We start from the raw sequence: 19,879 nt of genomic DNA, 5'->3' as shown, positions 1-19,879 counted from the left end.
TTGCGTGCGATTCTAAGCTTCCTACGACGCTAAAGTATTGTTGTCGTGGCTATACCTAAAGTACCTAATCAATGTGACAGAGCCATAACCATGAATAATTTGACAGGAAATATGGACGCACTAGATAACACAGACCGTATGTATTTTGCGCCACTATTGCCATGGCAAAAAGTACTGTGGTTACAGTTGACCGAGCGCGTACTTAAGCAGCAGTCTTTGCCGCATGCATTGCTCGCTGCTGGTATGCAAGGTATGGGCAAACGCGCCTTTGTATGGCGGTTGGTCGCTTGGCTATTATGCCATGAGCGTGGTACACACCCACTAGGTGCTTGTGAAGTATGTGAGAGCTGTCAATGGCTCAAGTCGGGAACTCATCCGAGCCTACAAGTATTACCACTCGTTAGTATGCCTATCAGTGCCGAGAGCGATGCGCTTCAAGAAAAATCAAGCAGTACAAAAGATAAAAAAGGCGCTAAAGCTACTAGCAATAGCGCACTTAAGATCAAAGTAGATGATATTCGTGCTTTGCAGCCTTTTATTTATCAAGGCGGGCAAGGGATGCGCATCTGTGTATTAGATCACGCTGAAAAAATGACGGTGGCCGCTGCTAATGCGCTGCTTAAGACATTGGAAGAACCGCAAGCGCAGGTGCATCTGTTTTTGATTAGTGATACGCCTGCTCAGCTATTGCCAACGATTAAGAGTCGTGTGCAACAGTTAGCATTACAGACAATTGAGCCGACTGTTGCTGTCGATTATGTGACGCAGGCGCTAGGTCATACGATTAACCGCGAAGCCGTCGGTACCGCTGCGATTGAGCAGTTGATACAACTGGCCAATGGTGCGCCGTTAGCTGCTATAGCTTTGGCACAAGCACCATGGTATAGCAAGCGCAGCTTATGGTTGACCACATGGCAGGCGCTACGTAGCGGTAAACGCAGTGGTGTGGCGGCAAGTGATTATTGGCAAGGTCAGCTTAATATTAAAGAATTTATACAGCTGTCTGAGCTGATGCTCCTTGATATACGCCGTGTCTGTTTGGGGCTGAGTGAACTACAAACGGATGTCAATCTATCAACGATATTGGCGACTTATCATCCTACTGATAGCGGGTTAGAGGCATTTGCCAACAGCGTGCAGCAGACCAAAATCGCACTGCAACAAAATGTGCAAGAAAAATTTGCCTATGATAAGCTAATGCAAGAGTTGGCAAGCTTATAGAGCCATGCTTGAGCATTTAATTAGTGCTCGAAAATTTACAATTGTTCTTAACTCTATACTATCAATTATTTATATACACATATTAAACCCAGTTGATGAAGGAAGCTGACTATGGCAATGCCAGGACGTGGCGGGATTTTAACCTGTCATTATGAAAGTATCGAAATGTTATATGCCAGCTATTTATCTTTTGTCAGTAATGGCGCTTTGTTTGTACCATCTGACAAATCTCAGCAATTGGGTGATGAAGTGTTTATTGCCATTACGCTACCCAACTCTAGTGAGCGCCTACCAATGAATGGTAAGGTGGTTTGGATTAACTCTAAGAGTCAGGGCAGTCGACCTGCAGGGTTTGCTGTGCAAATTGGTAATGATGTCTCTGGCCAAAGAATCAAGAATGAAGTTGAGCGCTTGCTAGCGGGAAAAATCGATAGCTTGCAATCGACTTATACTATGTAGTATCTATTAATAACTAGGTAGTATCTAGAAATCACACCTGTATCTTTGATGAGTTTGGCTGTGATTTTTAACTGATTAATATAAAAAAGCAGCTTTATTAATTAGTAAGGCTGCTTTTTTAGATCAAGTTTCTTTAGATTTTTATAGTAGTAGGCGCTAGTCGCTTAATAACGAGGCGGCACATACATATCATCGGGAATAGGTTCGCGGTAGTACTCATCATCGCGTTTGCGATTGGGTAACTCAATTTCGTCACGAGGCACTTCTTTGTAAGGGATTTGGTCGAGAAAATGGGCAATACAGTTCAGCCTAGCACGTTTTTTATTATTGCCTTCGACAACCCACCAGGGTGCTTCAGGAATATGAGTACGCTCAAACATGGTTTCTTTTGCTTTGGTGTAATCTTCCCAGCGTCGGCGCGACTGTAGGTCCATTGGTGAGAGTTTCCACTGCTTAAGCGGATCATATATTCGGCTCATAAATCGTGCATGTTGCTCATCATCAGTGATAGAAAACCAGTATTTTACTAAGCGAATGCCTGAGCGTACGAGCATACGCTCAAACTCTGGTACTGATTGAAAAAATTCTTCATATTGAGCGTCAGTACAAAACCCCATGACACGCTCAACGCCTCCGCGGTTGTACCAACTACGGTCAAACAATACGATTTCGCCTGCTGCAGGCAAGTGGGCTACGTAACGTTGGAAGTACCACTGCGTTTGCTCGCGCTCAGTGGGAGCCGGCAGGGCAGCTACCCTGCACACGCGTGGGTTCAACCGTTGGGTAATGCGTTTAATGGCGCCACCTTTACCAGCAGAATCCCGCCCTTCAAAAATAACGACGATACGCTCACCGCGATCAACTACCCAATCTTGTAGTTTTATCAGTTCTCGCTGTAGTCGTACCAACTCTTGAAAGTAGGTGCGTCGATCCAGTTTTTCTTGCTCGCTCATCTCACGTCCGTTAAAACGAAAGTCACGTGCATAGTCATCTATTTCATTTTCTAGTTCTTCATCATATGTATCGATTAAGTCTTGGTGCATTTTTCGACGTAAATCATCATCAAGAATGTCTTTTTCGATGCGTTCAGTAAGAATGGCTTGTTCCTGATGGTACCGATCTATATCCTCCTCAGTCGTTAGAGATTGAAAATCAGCGGTTGCAAGCGGTTCTGTCATCACCAGTTTTTCAGAGCCAAAAATGACTTGCCTCATTTTTCTTAATAAAATTTTTGTCTTACCCATAAATATTACCTTTGTTTTGCGTATCGGCTTTTTTAAGAGGCTACTATCTAGGTCGTTTCTATCATAGCAAAGTACAGACAATAAAAAATGCCCTTTAAATAAATTAAAGGGCATTTTTTATTAATAGATATGTACTGATTAAAATAATAAGTCAGCGTATCTTTTTCACTTAAAAGTAACCAAGCTTATTTTTCTAGGATACAAGTCACGCCTTGACCACCTGCTGCGCAGATAGAGATAAGTGCACGACCCGAACCTTTTTGATCCAATAATTTAGCAGCAGTAGCTAAAATACGACCACCAGTTGCTGCAAATGGATGACCTGCCGCTAGTGATGAACCGTTTACGTTTAATTTGCTGCGATCGATAGAACCTAGTGGTGCATCTAAGCCTAAGCGCTCTTCACAGAATTTCTCATCTTCCCAAGCAGCTAAGGTTGATAGTACTTGTGAAGCGAAGGCTTCATGAATCTCATAAAAGTCAAAGTCTTGTAGAGTCAGACCAGCGCGCTCAAGCATACGTGGTACCGCATAAGCTGGTGCCATTAGTAAGCCTTCTGTGGTACCAGATTTACCGATGAAGTCTACTGCTGCGGTTTCTTGATGGACGATATAAGCAAGTGGTTTTAGCCCGTGCTCTTTTGCCCACTCATCAGTACCTAGTAGTACACAAGAAGCGCCGTCAGTAAGCGGCGTAGAGTTGGCAGCAGTCATCGTTGGGTTGGCATTTTTTCTACCAAATACTGGCTTTAATTTACCCAGTTTTTCTAATGTAGTATCTGGACGCAAGTTGTTATCACGAGTCAGGCCTTTGTATGGCGTGATTAAGTCGTCAAAGAAACCTTCGTCATAAGCGCGTGCTAGGTTTTGATGGCTGTTAAATGCAAGCTCATCCTGCGCTTCACGGCTGATATTCCATTCAAGCGTGGTAATCGCTTGATGATCGCCCATTGATAGACCAGTGCGCGGCTCACCGTTTTGCGGTGAATCGATTAAGTCTTTTGGATTTAAGCCCATTAATGCTTTTAGACGTTGCTTGTTGTCTTTTGCTGCACCAAGTTTGATCAGTACTTTACGCAAGCCATCGCCGACAGCAATAGGAGCGTCAGAAGTAGTATCTACACCGCCAGCAATCGCCGAATCAATCAGACCAAGTGCAATCTTGTTAGCAGAAGCAAAGGTTGCTTGTAAGCCAGTACCGCAAGCTTGTGAGATATCATAAGTTGGCGTATGTGGGTTTAGCGCGGTATTCAATGTGGCTTCACGAGTAAGGTTGATATCACGGCTAAGTTTCATGACTGCGCCAGATACCACTTCACCTACGGTTTCGCCTTGCAGGTTATAACGCTCAACTAAACCGTCCAATGCAGCTGTTAGCATATCTGTGTTGCTAACATCAGCGTATGATCCATTTGAGCGCGCAAATGGAATACGGTTACCACCTAAGATCGCAACACGGTTTAGGTTTGAAGCTGGTTTGGTTGCGCTGGCTTTTCTAGCTGGAGCAGGTTTTTTGGCAACAGTGGTTTCTACTTTTTCATCGACTGCTTTTTTGCTAGTAGTTTCTTTAGCGCTGGTGTCTTTAGTCGTGGTGTCTTTAGTCGTGGTGTTTTTTGCAGCGGTTTCTTTTTTTGCTGTATCCGATTTTGTATCCGTTGCTTTAACAACTGTACTTTCAACAACAGGGCTATCTGGATGATTGTTTTTATTACTCATAATATTATCCTTAAAAAGTATGGGTAGAAGTAAAAAGTGATAGGTAACAATAAAAAATAGTTAAGTTATTTTATACAAGCAAATATTATCATTTATTACGCAATACAGCTGTTTATCATAAGGCGTTTTTATTCATTTAATGTATCTCTTTAGCAAACTATGTGACGCTTGTATGAGGTCGGTAGTAGATTCATGACCATGACGCATCGCTCTAATAGACTGGCTAGTAAGAAATATTAGCATTGCATAACAGTACGTTTGATAATATATTGTTATCAATAATTAAGTATGCCATAACCTATAGGTCAGATTTTAACATGTTATAGTGGCGCTTAACGCTGCTAAAAACGACTGGCTTGTATACTGGCTTGTATACTGACTTGTTTACAGATTGTTGTAGACATTATCTGTTTTTGGACTTGTTTATAAGGGAAGTGTATAGTTAGGCTAGTTTTGAGGCGATTTACTAAATTTAAATAATGACGATGTCAATGTCTCTATATAATAGATTCATTGCATTTTTTATTATTATACGAATCATTAATTATAAGGATTATATTATGTCAGACCGTTACGGTGATTTTGTTCAATCTTCTATTGGCAAAAAAGTAGCAAAAAACTTAGGTTTGCCAATGCCAACGACGCTTGATCGTTTCGAAAGCGGCGAGCGTTTGGTGCGTGGTAGCGTATTGGTTGGCCGTGCTACTGGTGATGACAAGAGTGTCAGTGAGTCTGTTGCCCGTATCCTGTCAGACGTCCATGCCGAAGTATATGTAAACAGCAGTGATGATATCAAAGACGCACTTGCTGATGCAGGCGTTGAGGCAAAAGCTAACACGGGCGGCGATGATCAATTCAAAGTACTGCTTTTTGATGCCAGCAATATTAGCAATGCTGAACAGCTAAAAGAGCTTTATGAGTTTTTCCATACAGTTGCACGCCGCGTAGAAAAATCAGGCCGTGTGGTTGTGGTTGGTCGTACGCCAGAGAACATCACTGATATTGAAACAGCAATGGCTCAACGCTCGCTTGAAGGTTTTGTGAAGTCAGTGGGTAAAGAGTTTAAGCGCGGTATCACAGCGCAGCTGATTTATGTTGAAGAAGGCGCAGAGCAAAACCTAGATTCGACCTTACGCTTTTTTACCTCAGCTCGTTCAGCTTATGTATCAGGACAAGTAGTACGTGTCAGTAAAGGCAGCTCAGTCGATGTTGACTGGAACCAGCCTTTGGGCGGCAAAACGATGCTAGTGACTGGCGCAAGTCGCGGTATTGGCGAAGCTATCGCTCGTGTATTGGCTCGTGAAGGGGCTCATGTTATCTGTCTAGATGTACCGCAGCAGCAAGCTGACCTACAAAAAGTTGCTAGCGAAATCAGTGGTTCTGCTTTGACGGTAGATATCACTAGTGAAGACGCTGGTGCAGAAATCGCTGACGCTGCCCAAAAACGTGGTGGTCTAGATTCAATTATCCATAATGCTGGCGTGACTCGTGATAAGACGTTGGCTAAGATGGATGAAAAAAAATGGAATATGGTCATCGATATCAACTTAGGCAGTATCGCTAGATTGAATCGCTACTTGTTGGATAATGATGTACTAAAAGAAAACGCACGTATCGTATGTGTGTCGTCAATTTCAGGTATTGCTGGCAACATGGGTCAGACCAACTATGCCACTTCTAAAGCTGGGGTGATTGGTTTGGTTAACGCAACTGCCAAGCAATTAGAAGACAATGCTAAAGGCATGACAATCAATGCAGTCGCTCCTGGCTTCATCGAAACCCAAATGACAGAAGCCATTCCATTTGCTATTCGTGAAGCTGGTCGCCGCATGAACTCAATGAGCCAAGGCGGTTTGCCAGTAGATGTGGCTGAGACTATTGCATGGTTCGCGTCACCTGCGTCTGGCGGTCTAAATGGCAACACGGTTCGCGTCTGTGGTCAAAGCTTACTTGGTGCGTAATGTTGATTAATTGATAAGTATATGTGAGAAATAAGGTACAGATAGAGACAGTAGTTGTATCATATGACCTATTATTTCTTGTTTGTATCACATATGCTTACGAAATAATCTCTGATAAAGTGTAATAAAGCTGCCCAAGGGTGGCTTTTTTATGATAAAAACACAAGAACCAATAGCCAAACTATTTTTTGCTGTTAAAGATACTCATGAGGTTGATTAAATTTAATGCTTATTAGATGATTTAATAGTAGGCTTTAGTCAATGACTGCAGATTGTCTTTATATACGTTAAAGAACTTGTTCAAGCCACACTTAGGATGTACTTATGTCAGACAAACATTATGATGCGTTGCCAAAAGCGCACACTACTTACGCCAATATTGTCAAAAGCTTATTGCCTATCGGTAATGGTGGCAAGGTCAGTAGAGACCAGTTGCCACAATCTACTTACTATGTAGATGACTTGCATATCGATCAAGAAAACCTAGATGACTATCGCAAAATTTGCGGTTTTGCTGATGATGGTAAAGTGCCAGCAACTTACTTTTCAGTATTGTCACAGACGCTGCAAATGAACATGATGGTCAAAGAGCCATTCCCATTTGCCATGTTAGGTCTTGTCCATGTCGATAATAGCGTCACCCAGTATCGCCCGATTGGGGAACGTGAAACGGTAGCAATGTCGGTCACTTTTGATAACCTGCGCGATCATGCCCAAGGTCAGCAGTTTGACTTTGTCACTATCGTAAAGTCAGAAGAGGAAGTCATCTGGGAAGGTACGTCGACTTATTTATCACGTAGCAAAAAACCTAGCAGTAAAGATAAGAAGAGCGTGCCGCGTCCGGTCATGGTCAAGCCTGAAGTAAACGAAGCAGGTGTTCATAGCATTTTTGAAGTGCCAGAAGATATCGGTCGTCGTTATGCCTTTGTCTCAGGGGACTTTAACTTGATTCATTTACATCCGCTATCAGCACGTGCGTTTGGTTTCCCTAAAGCGATTGCGCACGGTATGTGGTCAAAAGCTAAGTGTCTTGCTCTAATGGGTGATTTGCCTGATGCTTACACAATTGACGTCTCATTTAAGCTGCCTATCTTTTTACCAGCTGAAGTAGAGCTGATTGCTGAGCCAGTAGCCCAGCTTGTAAACGTAGACGACACTTGTGAGTTTGGACTGTATAGCTCTAAAAACAATAAACCGCATTTGGCGGGTGTTATGACCTTACAGAGCGACAGCAAGTAATATAAACATCATAAAGCTTCTATTTTAACAGCCATATTTAACGTACATATTTATTATTATGACTTCACAAAACATGCCTTCAGAAGAAAACGTGATAGACGTAGATCAAACAGATAGCTCGATAGCGACTAATACGGTTGCCGCTAATGATAGCGGCGCTAACATTCATATTAGTGCCGATAATGGCGTTGATTTGGCCGATATCTTTGAGCCTTATTTTCGTCCCGATGCAAACACTATCGTGTGCGGTGCATTAGACGACGAAAAAGTTGCGGCTTTAGCGAAAGCGGGCGTCGAGCTCGTCATCAACTTGCAGCCTGATGATGAGTTAAGCTTTGATGAGGCATCAGCAGTTGAGCAAGCAGGTATGCACTACGAACAGCTGCCTATCAGCGGTGCCAAAGAGCTAAAGCAGCTTAAGATATTGGCGTTTGATAATGTGCTACGTCAATATCATGGCAAAAAAGTCGCTATGCACTGTGGGTCGGGTAATAGAGTAGGAGCTGCAATAGCGCTGCGGGCAGGATGGTTGCGTGGACGTAAGATGGATACAGCGATGGAACGTGGTCGCAGTCATGGTTTGACCAAGCTTGAACAAGAAGTTCATAATCGTTTGCTAGTACCGCGTTAACTAGATTTGTGGCATTGAATATTAGTGCTGTCTTAGACGTTTAGACGTTAGTAAACTTTAAAAATATCATTGAAACAAATAATAAAAAAGGCGACCAATAGGTGGCCTTTTTTATTGGCTCATAATTCATTTATACTGGTTCGAATATTTTATATAGCTTGTGTATTACTATCATCTTAAAAGTAGAATAATTTATATCACTGGAGCAAGGTAATAATAATGGATCATAATACAGAAAATTCTAATACATCTAATTCTAATACATCTATAAATGCTGAATTTCAAAAAAAATTACAGCAATTACTGACAGATTTACAGCTTGATGATGCACCTGCTGGCGGGGCTGTGGCCGTGTATCAAGCAGGTCAGTGTATTGCGCAAGCCAGTACAGGTATGGCGCGTCCTGATATGCCGTGGCAGCCTGATACGTTAGCGATTAATTTTTCTACCGGTAAAGGGGTATTGGCAACGTTGGTTCATGTGCTGGTTTCGCAGCAGCTGCTTGAATATGACAAACCTATTGCCCATTACTGGCCAGAGTTTGCTGCAAATGGTAAAGACCAAATTACGTTGCGACAAGTCATGTCACATCAGGCCGATTTGTTTTCGATTCAAAGTATTGATGTCGATAGCGAGATGGTACTCGATTGGGATACGATGTTGAGCCATATTGCAGCGATGCCCATTACCTCTCCCGAAGATGCGCCCAAGTATGACAGTGCTTATAGTGCATTGGTCTACGGTTGGATATTGGGCGGCTTAGTAGAGGCGGTTACGAATCTACCGTTCGCTGCAGCACTGCGCCAGTATCTAACGGAGCCTTTGGGTATTGCCGACAGCTGCTATTTTGGTGTGCCAGATAGTAAAGTAGATCAGGTGGCAAAATTGGCCAAAGATTTTGAAGAAACAGAGGATACGAGCTCCCAATTAAAATCGAGACGCCAAAAACCAACCTTAAAAGTAGACTCTCAAGAGACTTTACGTACTTATGCAAGCTTACCTAGTTATCATTGCTGGCAACAGAAAATGATAAATGATAAGCGTGCAGCTGAGACGCAAAGTAGCTTTGATGACAGCCTTGATGAAAATCTAGATAGCCCTGATATTGATAACGTAAAACCTGTATTGAATACGGCGCGTATCAATAGCTTATATTTCAATACCAGTCAGCTTAATCTAAAAAACTATAAGGCAGCGCTGATACCTGCTGGCAAGCATGCCCTTGACTATTATAATCGTCAGACACTACAGGCGGTCATTCCAGCGGCAAATGGTGTCGCTTCCGCTAAAGCACTGGCAACGATTTATGCAATGCTCGCTAATGGTGGCGTATGGCAAGGAAAGACGCTGATTGATAGTGCTACTTTTGAGCAGTTATCTACGCCGCAGGTTGAGGGTTTAGATGCGGTTATGCCAGCGGCTATGAAATGGCGATTGGGCTACCATAGATTATTCAGCTTGTATGCTAACAACGATGATACGGATAAGAGAATGAGTCCTGCATTATCAGGATTTGGGCATATGGGATATAACGGATCGGTTGCTTGGTGCGACCCTGAACGCCAATTGTCATTTGCTTTTATTCATAATTTTGATACCACTATGCTCAATGACGTTCGTCAGTTTGCGCTGACAGAAGCCGTCTTAAGCTGGGTAGAAGAGATACTTTAACAATGCTAGTTTTGATCGCGAATTGATTCTGTTTTAAATATAAGCAGCATTAATGTTAATGCTGCTCGTTTGGTGTCATTTTAAGCAATCTTGATGCGCTGAGACCATGGATAAAAATAGAAGTCAAAATGACAATTGAACAAACAATCCACAATTTAAGCGCATCTTCATCCGCGAAGAAACCTTGATTAAGCGCATAGGAAAGATAATATAGGGTACCGATACCACGAATACCCAAAGCCGATATTGCGTATTTCTCGGTATGAGGTAAGTTCAATCCTGATAAGGCAATAAATCCACCAATCGGACGTATGAGTAGTAGGAAAGTAAAGCTGACGATATAGACACGCCATGTCAACTCGACACCTGCCTGCAATCCTTGACCAAGGAACATACCGAAGATAACCAGCACTAATGACATCAGTAAGCCTTCTGATTGCTCAGCGAAATCATGCAGTTTTTGGTGATAGGTATGCTCACACTCCGAGCGACGAAACGCAAATGCGGCCACGAATACAGCGATAAAGCCATAACTGTGTACATACTCGGCAAGTCCATAGGCTAGTAGCGTCAATGCAATAACCACATAGCCTTGCGAGATGGTAGTCTCACGGGTATGTTTAGAAAACACGACTTTGGCCAATATTTTACCAACCAATACACCCACCACTACGCCTGCGCCAATCTTCCATAAGACATCATGAGTAAACCACGACCATAGCATCTCGTAAGTAAAGGCTTTGCCTTCACTGAACGCTTCTGCGATCTTAATCGCTAGGTACACAAACGGAAAAGCCAAACCGTCGTTCAACCCGGCCTCTGATGTTAAGGTAAAGCGCGGTGTGTCTTCTCCTCCTGTATTGGGAGGTCCCACCTGAATGCTCGAAGCTAACACGGGATCAGTAGGTGCTAACACTGCACCTAATAAAATAGCTGCACCAAGGCTTAAACCAAACGCGTAATACCCCAAGACTGCCATCGCAAAAATACCAATAGGCATGGTGATGAGTAGCAGTCTTACTGTTGGTCGCCACAGTCGCCAAGACAACTCAGTGTCGATTTTAATACCGGCACCAACCAATGAGACCAGTACAACAATCTCAGTCAGCTTTTCGATGAGTAAACCGTTATCAAGTGGGTCTAAAAAGGATAAAGACGTCCACCAGTAGCCCATCATCAGACCGAAGCTGACTTGAAGCATCGGTAATGAGATAGAGGTGCGCTTAAAAATAACAGGAAACAATGCCCCTAGTAAAAAGGCAATCCCGCAGATTAATAAGAATAAGTTGTATTTTTCAATCATAGGGTTTACGCACGTCGTTATGTTTTAAGGGTCGATTTTAAGAGGGTAATTTTAGGTATTGATGACAATTCACAGCAATGGTTGATAGTCAGTCACGGATATTCTTTATCATGACGTCAAAATAAAATAATTACCGCAAAAAATAGTTATCAAAACGACAGCTACGTTGTTTTTTGGTGAAAAAAAAGCCTGCGTTGCGCAGGCTTAATACATTTTTATCAGTATGTCTGTATCATCAATAGTTTACAGACTAGCGTTCGACTTGGCTCACGTCACGGACGGCACCAGTATCAGCACTGGTAGTCATAGCAGCATAAGCACGTAATGCTGGCGAGACATGACGGTCACGGTTGACAGGCTTCCATGCATCACGACCACGCACTTCCATAGCTTCTCGGCGAGCAGCTAAGTCTGCATCGCTTACTTGCATGTTGATGGTACGATTTGGGATATCGATATGAATACTATCGCCTTCTTCAACCAAACCAATCGCCCCACCTTCAGCAGCTTCTGGGCTAGCATGACCAATTGATAGACCTGATGTACCACCAGAGAAACGACCATCAGTCAGTAGGGCGCATTCTTTACCCAATCCTTTTGACTTCAGATAAGTCGTTGGATAAAGCATTTCTTGCATACCAGGGCCGCCTTTAGGGCCTTCGTAGCGAATGATGACCACATCGCCTGCAACGATTTGATCAGCCAATACCGCAGCAACCGCATCATCTTGTGATTCAAATAGTCGCGCACGACCAGTAAAGGTCAAGATGCTTTCGTCAACGCCTGCAGTTTTGACCACGCAGCCGCGCTCAGCGATATTGCCATATAGTACGGCTAAGCCGCCATCTGTAGAGTAGGCGTGTTTGGCACTACGGATACAGCCTGACTCACGGTTGACGTCGAGGTTTGACCACTCTTTTGATTGTGAAAACGCTTCTGTGGTACGTACGCCACCAGGAGCAGCAAGGAAGCGAGCGCGAGCTTCATGATTGTCAGGGTTCATGATATCCCACTTATCAATCGCTTCTTTCATCGTTGCGCTATGGATAGTTGGTACATCAGTTTTTAGTAACTCGGCGCGATCAAGCTCAGCAAGTAATGCAAAGACACCGCCAGCACGATGCACGTCTTCCATATGGTATTTCTGTGAGGCAGGGGCTACTTTTGCCAGACAAGGCACACCGCGACTCAAACGGTCAATATCAGCCATCTTAAAGTCGATTTCTGCTTCATTAGCCGCAGCAAGTAGATGCAAGATGGTATTGGTTGAGCCGCCCATAGCGATATCTAAGCTCATGGCATTTTCAAAAGCGGCTTTGGTAGCGATAGAGCGTGGTAGTACAGAGTCATCATCTTGCTCATAACGACGTTTAGCAAGCGACACGATGGTACGACCCGCTTCTAAGAATAGCTCGCGGCGTAATGAATGAGTAGCTAGCAGTGAGCCGTTACCTGGTAAGGCTAGGCCTAAAGCTTCGGTCAAGCAGTTCATCGAGTTGGCTGTAAACATACCAGAGCATGAGCCACAAGTAGGGCAGGCTGAGGCTTCAATAGCAGCGACGTCTTCATCACTGATGCTATCATCAGCAGCGTCCATCATCGCATCGACAAGGTCAAGTTTGCGAACAGCACTGCTGTCACTACTATCAGTATTATGGCTCTTACCAACGGTACTGGCTAATATTTTGCCCGCCTCCATTGGGCCACCTGAGATAAACACCACTGGAATGTTAAGGCGCATGGCGGCCATCAACATACCCGGGGTGATTTTGTCACAGTTAGAAATACAAACTAGTGCATCTGCACAGTGAGCATTGACCATATACTCGACAGAATCAGCGATCAAATCACGACTTGGTAGCGAGTACAACATACCGCTATGGCCCATCGCAATACCATCGTCAACCGCAATGGTATTGAACTCTTTTGCAACGCCGCCTGCTTGCTCAATCTCACGGGCGACCAGCTGTCCAAGGTCTTTTAGATGCACATGGCCGGGTACAAACTGGGTGAAAGAGTTAGCAATCGCAATGATTGGCTTGCCAAAGTCGCCGTCAGTCATGCCGGTTGCACGCCATAATGCGCGCGCGCCTGCCATATTACGACCGCCGGTAGAGGTTTTTGAGCGATAATCCATGTGATATTCCTTACAAATAGGCGGGGTTGTTAAAATGTGCACCCTCAGTTTTAATAGGGATAGTGTGCTTTTTATAGAGAGTGAGTACTAGTGAATAATACTAATTCGTTACCATACCATTAGATATGAATAACTAAAAACAATATGCTAGTAACAGTGAATTAATAATAACGAATTAATAATCACAAGCGATGAGCGAAAAAACAGTTATTCAAAATATCTATTCAATACGTTCTAATATGGCTTTGTCAAACCAAGGAAGATCGGCTTTGTCTGCTTCTAGTTTTACAATGGCTGCAAGCGCATGAGTAGCCAGTAGCTGCTGATAATCACTACTAGCTTCAATCGTCAGCAGTGACTCGGCAGGTAGTGCCTGCGTATTAGGGTTTTGCTCGTCAATACTAATTAATATTTGCTTAGTGTTTTTATACAGGACGTCTACACGACCAAAAAACTGCCAGTCTTTAAAAGCGGCAATAATAGCGTCGGCAGCATCTTTAATATATACCTGCTGCGTCTCTTTACCCGTATTGGTCCAATGTAGGCGTACAGCCAATTGCAATGCCTCACTAAATACCACCAATGAGCCGATAATTTTCACATGCCAAGGGCTGGTCAGCAGCTCCTCGTCAATGCCGATTAATTTGGCAGCTTCATGAGCCGACATGGGTGTGTTGAATTGAATTAGTAGCTCAGGAGTAAGCGGGTGCGTTTGTTTGATTGCATCATCCAAACTGTCATAGTGATACAAAAAAGGCAGTGGCAAATCTTGCGTGACAGTCTTCTTTATAATTTTACAATTGTGTATCTGCCAGCTGATGGCTTTATCAGTCAATGCTTCTGCTAATATGATAGCGTTCGGATCAATGGTTTGAGTACCACTTTCACTCTCAATATCAGAGTGTTCTTCCTGATTATCAAGGGTTGCGGTAGTGTTATCCATATTTGTTTGAGTTGGCAAAGTAGGCAAATCCATAAGCATAGCGTTATTAAAATAGAGGGTTAATATAACATTTTAAGGGCATGACTCGCCAACAAATTAATGGGATAAGATGGTGGTTTATACGTATAAGATAATATCTTTAGTTGAATGACTTATCATAAATTAATCGTATTTTGTCTATTAAAATAATCTAAAATATAGTCGATAATTTAGATGGAAATGTAAGCAAAGGAATTAATGAAAAAGTTCTCCGATAACGAATCTATCCAAGAATGGATAACATCAAATCGTCTCTATGAAGAGTATCTGTTCTTTTATTTACTCATATGCCTATTTTGGTTTTTCGTTGGTTTGTTTTCTATTGGTATACGTATACCAGTATTCAACGATATGCAGAATTTAGCATTTAATACGGTATGGTTTTTAATCCTATGTGTCGCATTAAGCATCTCCAAATTTTGGTATTTTTTGATAAAAGGGCGTCATGGTCAACTGTTTCAAGCCACTGCCAAAGTGTATGAAACGCTAGACAGCATAGAAGATATTGAACAAAGAGAGCAGGTACATAAGCAGATTACTAGCAATGGCAAGTTGCCACCTAACCGACTAGAAACGCTATCACTGGCATTTTTATTTGCATTCATACTCTTCGATATATTGTATACCCGCTGCTGGATAAGGGATCTGAGCCTAGTGTGGCAGCCTGACTGGGTCAATGCTTGTATTGGCTGGGTACATAATAATTTAACGCTGCCACCACTTAACGAAAATAGGAAGCTCTTTAGTTTGTCATTTGGTGATTACAATGGACAAGAAAAGATACTGAAAGAATATTTTGGAGATGAATGGGCATTTTTAGCTTCTCCATTTGGTGATGCCGCAATGTTTTACCACTTTATCCGAGTGATGATGTTTGTTCCTATCTTAGCGGCATTGTCTATCGTATTGTGGAAGCCGCTAAAGTTTATGGGAATGCAGCAAATTGACCCCAGAAATATTCATAGCGTCATGTCTTTTTTACGTAGCTGCGCTTGGTCACTTATCTTTGGATTTTTTATGACCATTGGTATGTTAGGTTTTTTAACCAATGCAAACTGGTTCACGTTAGGTCTGATAGATCAAGAAGCATGGTTCGATAATCTATATATCAACGGTTTATATATATTTATCGTTTTTGGTATCCGATTTTTTTATGGCTGGTTTGTTTTTTGGAAAAATATTTTTTTTAAGTGTGTAAAAAAGTTCAGTTATTAGAGGTTCGTTCGCTTTGAACTCACATTGCTGACTTGTACTAAAGTCATATTTCGTCCACTATATGACAGATGCTTTTATCTATTTTGGATAGCTATTAAGCTATTAATCAACTAATAATAAAACCTTTAAAGGAAGAAATAATGACTGAATTGAATCAACAGACTACTTATGATGACAATAATATCTTTGCCAAAATGTTAGATGGTGATATTCCGTATCATAAAGTATATGAAGATGATAAAACGCTGGCCTTTATGGATATCATGCCGCAAGCCGAAGGTCATGTATTGGTGATACCCAAGCAAAAGGCTGTGGACTTGGCCGATCTTGAGCCAGAGTATGCTGCTGCGATATTAATGACATCTAAAAAAGTTATGCAAGCCCAGCGTCAAGTGTTTGAGCGTGAAGGCGTTATCCAAATGCAGTTGAATGGCTCACAAGCAGGTCAAACGGTCTTTCATTATCATGTGCACCTCATTCCATCAAGTATCCATGAATTGGGTCGTCATGCAGTGACCCAAGCCGATAGTAATGATTTGGCAAATATTGCGCAGAAGTTGGCGGCAGTGATTGATGCCTAGTTAGGAGACAGAATGCTTCTATTTAGGTACAACAAATACTGGTATTTACGAATTAGCGAGCATTTATAGATTATAAATTACCAAAGTAGAATCCATATACAATCAAAAGGCAGCTAGCAAGCTGCCTTTTTTATTTTCTTGGTAATAGTCATGTAACATTCGTTAAAGTCATGTTACGAGTTGAGCGCTTGTCTAGGGTTTTGGAAAAGAGTGTGATAATTATTATAACCATTCACCCACATTTTCTAATCTTTGCCTTAATTAAAACTTTTCTATAAAAAGGCATCGTCAACTTTTGAGGATATTATCTTTCATGAGTAAATTACCTCGTTCGACTATTTTATTACCAGTCTTTGTACCTGCAGCAATTATTATGCTGCTATTGGTCATTGGTACGGCTATTAACCCTGAGGCAGCGGGTGCTCTGTTTAGTGATGTGCTTAGTTTTACGACTGAGACATTCGGTTGGTTTTATATGCTGGCAGTGGCACTGTTTTTGATGTTCATTATTGTACTGGCGTTTTCGTCTTATGGCAGTATCAAGCTAGGTCCTGATCATGCTGAGGCAGAGTACGGATTCCTTGAATGGTTTGCCATGCTGTTTTCGGCAGGTTACGGGATTGCGCTACTGTTTTATGGGGTAGCGGAACCAGTGATGCACTTTTCAAGTCCGCCAATGTCGGATCCGCAAACTATCGCCGCGGCAAAAGAAGCGATGCAAATTGCGTATTTTCATTGGGGTTTTCATATTTGGGCAATTTATGGTGTCGTTGGTTTATCACTAGCTTATTTTGCGTTTCGTCATGGTTTACCACTATCAATACGCTCGACGCTATACCCGATTATCGGTGACAGGATTCATGGCCCTATCGGTCATACAGTCGATGTGTTTGCGATATTAGGTACGATGTTTGGTATTGCTACCAGTCTTGGCTTATCAGTGTCGCAAATCAATGCGGGACTCAATTATCTATTGCCAGATATCATTCCAGTGAATACGACCGTACAGGTGATTGCCATTGCTTTGGTGACCGCCGCGGCATTGGTATCGGTGTTGGCAGGGATGGATAAGGGTGTAAAACGTTTATCTATTTTAAATATGCTATTGGCAACTGCGTTGATGCTGTTCGTATTTGTTGTCGGTCCGACCATTTTTATCTTGAATGCCTTTATGGAAAATACGGGTAGTTATTTAGGTAACATCGTTGAACGTACCTTTAGCTTGCAGGCATACGAAAATAGCAATTGGATCGGCAGCTGGACTTTATTTATTTTTGCATGGACGATTGCATGGGCACCTTTTGTAGGTCTGTTTATCGCCAAGATTAGCCGTGGTCGTACTATTCGTGAGTTCGTTTTGGGTGTGATGCTAGTACCGACTTTCTTTACGTTCTTCTGGTTTTCGGTGTTTGGCGATACCGCGCTACACATGATTATGGTCGATGGTTATACCTCATTAATCAGTGAAGTACAAAACAACCAAGCGATTGCTTTGTTTAAACTGTTAGAGAATCTACCGTTTACTGAATTTGTGTCGTCATTGACCATTTTATTGATTATTACCTTTTTTGTGACGTCTTCGGATTCTGGCTCATTGGTAATCGACTCGCTAGCGGCAGGTGGTCGCAGTGATACACCATGGTGGCAGCGTAGCTTTTGGGTAGTAACTGAAGGTGCTGTCGCAGCAGTATTGCTACTTGCAGGTGGTTTAGAAGCCCTACAAACAGCGGCTATCGTTAGTGCGTTACCATTTGCGATTATTATTCTTATTTCAATGTTTGGCATGTGGCGTGCGCTGCGTATCGAAGGACATCGTAATCAGAGCCTTGGTAATGACAACAGACTGCCGCCGCATCTACTCAAACCGTCTGCATGGCGCGAGCGTATTGACTATATGACCGATAAGCCAACGCGTGAAAAGGTCTTAAGTTATATCAAAGAAGTGGTTATGCCTTCGATGATGGAGGTGTCGTCTAAATTTGCAGAAACTGGTTGGACGACTGAGGTCAACTATGACGCGGTTAATAACCGAGCCGTATTAGAGCTACAGCGCGGTGACGATGTTGAATTTTGGTATGAGGTGCGCTTATCTGAGCATGATGCGCCTGATTATTATACTGAAGACAGTGCGGATACCTTGCCACAAGAGCATCATCATCGCGCTGAGGTGTATCTACGCCGTGGTGGTCAGACCTATGACTTATACGGCTACAAATCTGAATCAGTGATTAATGACATTATCGATCAGTTTGAGAAGTATTTACATTTCCTCAATGTGTCGCCTGATAGCCTGCCGTGGCGCATGCAGGAGCATGATGATGACATCACACTAGAGCAGGGCAGTGTGCTTGATAAATAATGCATGGGATGTATTAAAAACGACCAATGCTTATGCAAGCTATTCACGTTAATCGCTTGCAATAAACGCAGGAATCCTTAGAATAACGGCTTGTTTTCCTTACAAATCAAGCCGTTTTTTTTATGTCTATTCATTCTCCCATTTTACCTTCTTCCTCGACTTTGTCTGACCATCCATTGTTACAGCCATTGAATATCGGTGGCCTGACGATTGAAAACCGTTTGATGGTCGCACCGATGGCAGGCGTGACGGACAATCCTTTCCGCCGATTGTGTAAGTCATTTGGCGCAGGTCATGCGGTCAGCGAGATGATCATCGCTGATACGGCACTTTATGCGCGCAAAAAATCCTTGTATCGTGCCAATTTTGACAATGAGATTGCGCCTATTTCGGCGCAGATAGCAGGTGCTGAGCCGGACAAACTGGCTGAAGCGGCACGATATCAGATTGATAATGGTGCACAGATTATTGATATCAATATGGGTTGTCCGGCGAAAAAGGTCTGTCGTAAGCTGGCAGGCTCTGCATTGTTGCAAGACGAAGATTTGGTCGCGCGATTGCTAGATGCCACGGTCAATGCTGTGAATGCACCTGTCACACTAAAGACACGTCTAGGTTTTGAAAACGGTCGTGAAAACATCTTACGAGTCGCCAAGCGTGCTGAGCAGGCAGGTATTGCAGCGATTGCTATTCATGGACGTACGCGTGAAGACATGTATACAGGCAATGCGCGCTATGAGCTAATACGCGAAGTCAAAGAAAGTATCAGTATTCCTGTCATTGCGAATGGTGATATCGATAGCGCACAAAAAGCTCAACACGTGTATGAGATGACTGGCTGTGATGCGGTGATGATTGGGCGTGCTGCACAAGGTCAGCCGTGGATATTTCGTGATATTGAGCATTTTTTGCGTACTGGCGAGCGCCTAGAGGCACCGAGCGTTAGTGAGATAAAAGAGATCGTACTGGCCCATTTGCAAGAGCTTTATGATTTCTACGGGGAGTACTCAGGCTGCCGCATCGCTCGCAAACATATCGCTTGGTATACGACAGGCATTCCAAACTCTAACGCCTTTAGACAGGCGATGTATGGTGAAGAAAGTACCGTTGGGCAATTCAAAGTGGTCGAGACTTTTTTGCAGGCGCACGAGCAGTAATTGC

Annotated in this window: 15 protein-coding genes; 10 read left to right on the top strand and 5 right to left on the bottom strand. The window is 42.9% G+C overall.

From position 1 onward, the window contains the following. The first annotated feature begins 90 nt into the window (after window positions 1-90). Window positions 91-1,221 (top strand): DNA polymerase III subunit delta', encoded by a 1,131-nt coding sequence (locus I3249_RS02075; protein ID WP_238068321.1) that lies wholly within the window; start codon window positions 91-93, stop codon window positions 1,219-1,221. A gap of 111 nt (window positions 1,222-1,332) precedes the next feature. Further along, window positions 1,333-1,680 carry a PilZ domain-containing protein gene (locus I3249_RS02070; RefSeq protein ID WP_102090942.1) on the top strand — a complete coding sequence of 116 codons (348 nt, stop codon included), beginning with the start codon at window positions 1,333-1,335 and terminating at the stop codon, window positions 1,678-1,680. A gap of 164 nt (window positions 1,681-1,844) precedes the next feature. Here I3249_RS02070 and ppk2 read toward each other — a convergent pair whose 3' ends face one another. Together ppk2 and I3249_RS02060 are read right to left on the bottom strand one after the other, a co-directional pair. Further along, the gene (ppk2, locus tag I3249_RS02065; protein WP_238068320.1) at window positions 1,845-2,924 is read right to left on the bottom strand and encodes a polyphosphate kinase 2; all 1,080 of its coding nucleotides are present in this window, start codon (window positions 2,922-2,924) and stop codon (window positions 1,845-1,847) included. A 185-nt stretch (window positions 2,925-3,109) separates the two neighbouring features. Next, a complete protein-coding gene (locus I3249_RS02060; RefSeq protein ID WP_238068319.1) occupies window positions 3,110-4,639 on the bottom strand; it encodes an acetyl-CoA C-acetyltransferase in 1,530 nt (509 codons plus the stop codon). Between the two features lie 560 nt (window positions 4,640-5,199). Between I3249_RS02060 and I3249_RS02055 the strand changes: the two genes are divergently transcribed. The 4 genes from I3249_RS02055 to I3249_RS02040 all read left to right on the top strand — a co-directional run bounded on the left by I3249_RS02055 (window position 5,200) and on the right by I3249_RS02040 (window position 10,141). Next, entirely contained in the window at window positions 5,200-6,600 is a 1,401-nt protein-coding gene (locus I3249_RS02055) for a 3-oxoacyl-ACP reductase (protein ID WP_101205406.1), read from the top strand. 324 nt (window positions 6,601-6,924) lie between these two features. Further along, on the top strand, window positions 6,925-7,839 hold the full coding sequence (locus I3249_RS02050) for a MaoC/PaaZ C-terminal domain-containing protein (protein ID WP_238068318.1): 915 nt from the start codon (window positions 6,925-6,927) through the stop codon (window positions 7,837-7,839). Between the two features lie 58 nt (window positions 7,840-7,897). Then, window positions 7,898-8,470, top strand: a complete 573-nt coding sequence (locus tag I3249_RS02045) for a sulfur transferase domain-containing protein (protein WP_238068317.1) — start codon at window positions 7,898-7,900, stop codon at window positions 8,468-8,470. A 219-nt stretch (window positions 8,471-8,689) separates the two neighbouring features. Next, window positions 8,690-10,141 (top strand): serine hydrolase domain-containing protein, encoded by a 1,452-nt coding sequence (locus tag I3249_RS02040; protein ID WP_238068316.1) that lies wholly within the window; start codon window positions 8,690-8,692, stop codon window positions 10,139-10,141. Between the two features lie 55 nt (window positions 10,142-10,196). Here the strand turns inward: I3249_RS02040 and I3249_RS02035 are convergent, their stop codons facing one another. The 3 genes from I3249_RS02035 to I3249_RS02025 form a co-directional block, all read right to left on the bottom strand. Beyond that, the gene (locus I3249_RS02035; RefSeq protein ID WP_238068314.1) at window positions 10,197-11,444 is read right to left on the bottom strand and encodes a cation:proton antiporter; all 1,248 of its coding nucleotides are present in this window, start codon (window positions 11,442-11,444) and stop codon (window positions 10,197-10,199) included. Window positions 11,445-11,694: 250 nt separating this feature from the next. Beyond that, window positions 11,695-13,581 (bottom strand): dihydroxy-acid dehydratase, encoded by a 1,887-nt coding sequence (gene ilvD, locus I3249_RS02030; protein ID WP_238068312.1) that lies wholly within the window; start codon window positions 13,579-13,581, stop codon window positions 11,695-11,697. A gap of 220 nt (window positions 13,582-13,801) precedes the next feature. Further along, entirely contained in the window at window positions 13,802-14,557 is a 756-nt protein-coding gene (locus tag I3249_RS02025) for a hypothetical protein (RefSeq protein ID WP_238068310.1), read from the bottom strand. Window positions 14,558-14,761: 204 nt separating this feature from the next. Between I3249_RS02025 and I3249_RS02020 the strand changes: the two genes are divergently transcribed. The 4 genes from I3249_RS02020 to dusB all read left to right on the top strand — a co-directional run bounded on the left by I3249_RS02020 (window position 14,762) and on the right by dusB (window position 19,875). Further along, entirely contained in the window at window positions 14,762-15,778 is a 1,017-nt protein-coding gene (locus I3249_RS02020; RefSeq protein ID WP_238068308.1) for a hypothetical protein, read from the top strand. A 140-nt stretch (window positions 15,779-15,918) separates the two neighbouring features. Then, entirely contained in the window at window positions 15,919-16,359 is a 441-nt protein-coding gene (locus tag I3249_RS02015; protein ID WP_238068306.1) for an HIT domain-containing protein, read from the top strand. A gap of 313 nt (window positions 16,360-16,672) precedes the next feature. Next, window positions 16,673-18,718 carry a BCCT family transporter gene (locus I3249_RS02010; protein WP_191115093.1) on the top strand — a complete coding sequence of 682 codons (2,046 nt, stop codon included), beginning with the start codon at window positions 16,673-16,675 and terminating at the stop codon, window positions 18,716-18,718. Window positions 18,719-18,840: 122 nt separating this feature from the next. Next, complete coding sequence (gene dusB / locus I3249_RS02005; protein WP_238068305.1) at window positions 18,841-19,875, top strand: tRNA dihydrouridine synthase DusB; 1,035 nt, start codon at window positions 18,841-18,843, stop codon at window positions 19,873-19,875. The last annotated feature ends 4 nt before the right edge of the window (window positions 19,876-19,879 follow it).

This window comes from Psychrobacter sp. Ps1, assembly GCF_022129425.1.
In the GTDB taxonomy this organism is placed as follows: Bacteria; Pseudomonadota; Gammaproteobacteria; order Pseudomonadales; family Moraxellaceae; genus Psychrobacter.
Note: the sequence above shows the minus strand (reverse complement) of the source record. Positions and strands in the feature narration are given on the sequence as shown.

Bases quoted from the DNA above. Each gene is read 5' to 3' on its own strand.
- ilvD (WP_238068312.1), bottom strand. From the start codon at position 13,581: ATGGATTATCGCTCAAAAACCTCTACCGGCGGTCGTAATATGGCAGGC.
- I3249_RS02070 (WP_102090942.1), top strand. From the start codon at position 1,333: ATGGCAATGCCAGGACGTGGCGGGATTTTAACCTGTCATTATGAAAGT.
- ppk2 (WP_238068320.1), bottom strand. From the start codon at position 2,924: ATGGGTAAGACAAAAATTTTATTAAGAAAAATGAGGCAAGTCATTTTT.
- I3249_RS02035 (WP_238068314.1), bottom strand. From the start codon at position 11,444: ATGATTGAAAAATACAACTTATTCTTATTAATCTGCGGGATTGCCTTT.
- I3249_RS02050 (WP_238068318.1), top strand. From the start codon at position 6,925: ATGTCAGACAAACATTATGATGCGTTGCCAAAAGCGCACACTACTTAC.
- I3249_RS02015 (WP_238068306.1), top strand. From the start codon at position 15,919: ATGACTGAATTGAATCAACAGACTACTTATGATGACAATAATATCTTT.
- I3249_RS02075 (WP_238068321.1), top strand. From the start codon at position 91: ATGAATAATTTGACAGGAAATATGGACGCACTAGATAACACAGACCGT.
- I3249_RS02045 (WP_238068317.1), top strand. From the start codon at position 7,898: ATGACTTCACAAAACATGCCTTCAGAAGAAAACGTGATAGACGTAGAT.
- I3249_RS02020 (WP_238068308.1), top strand. From the start codon at position 14,762: ATGAAAAAGTTCTCCGATAACGAATCTATCCAAGAATGGATAACATCA.
- I3249_RS02055 (WP_101205406.1), top strand. From the start codon at position 5,200: ATGTCAGACCGTTACGGTGATTTTGTTCAATCTTCTATTGGCAAAAAA.
- I3249_RS02025 (WP_238068310.1), bottom strand. From the start codon at position 14,557: ATGGATTTGCCTACTTTGCCAACTCAAACAAATATGGATAACACTACC.
- I3249_RS02010 (WP_191115093.1), top strand. From the start codon at position 16,673: ATGAGTAAATTACCTCGTTCGACTATTTTATTACCAGTCTTTGTACCT.
- I3249_RS02040 (WP_238068316.1), top strand. From the start codon at position 8,690: ATGGATCATAATACAGAAAATTCTAATACATCTAATTCTAATACATCT.
- I3249_RS02060 (WP_238068319.1), bottom strand. From the start codon at position 4,639: ATGAGTAATAAAAACAATCATCCAGATAGCCCTGTTGTTGAAAGTACA.
- dusB (WP_238068305.1), top strand. From the start codon at position 18,841: ATGTCTATTCATTCTCCCATTTTACCTTCTTCCTCGACTTTGTCTGAC.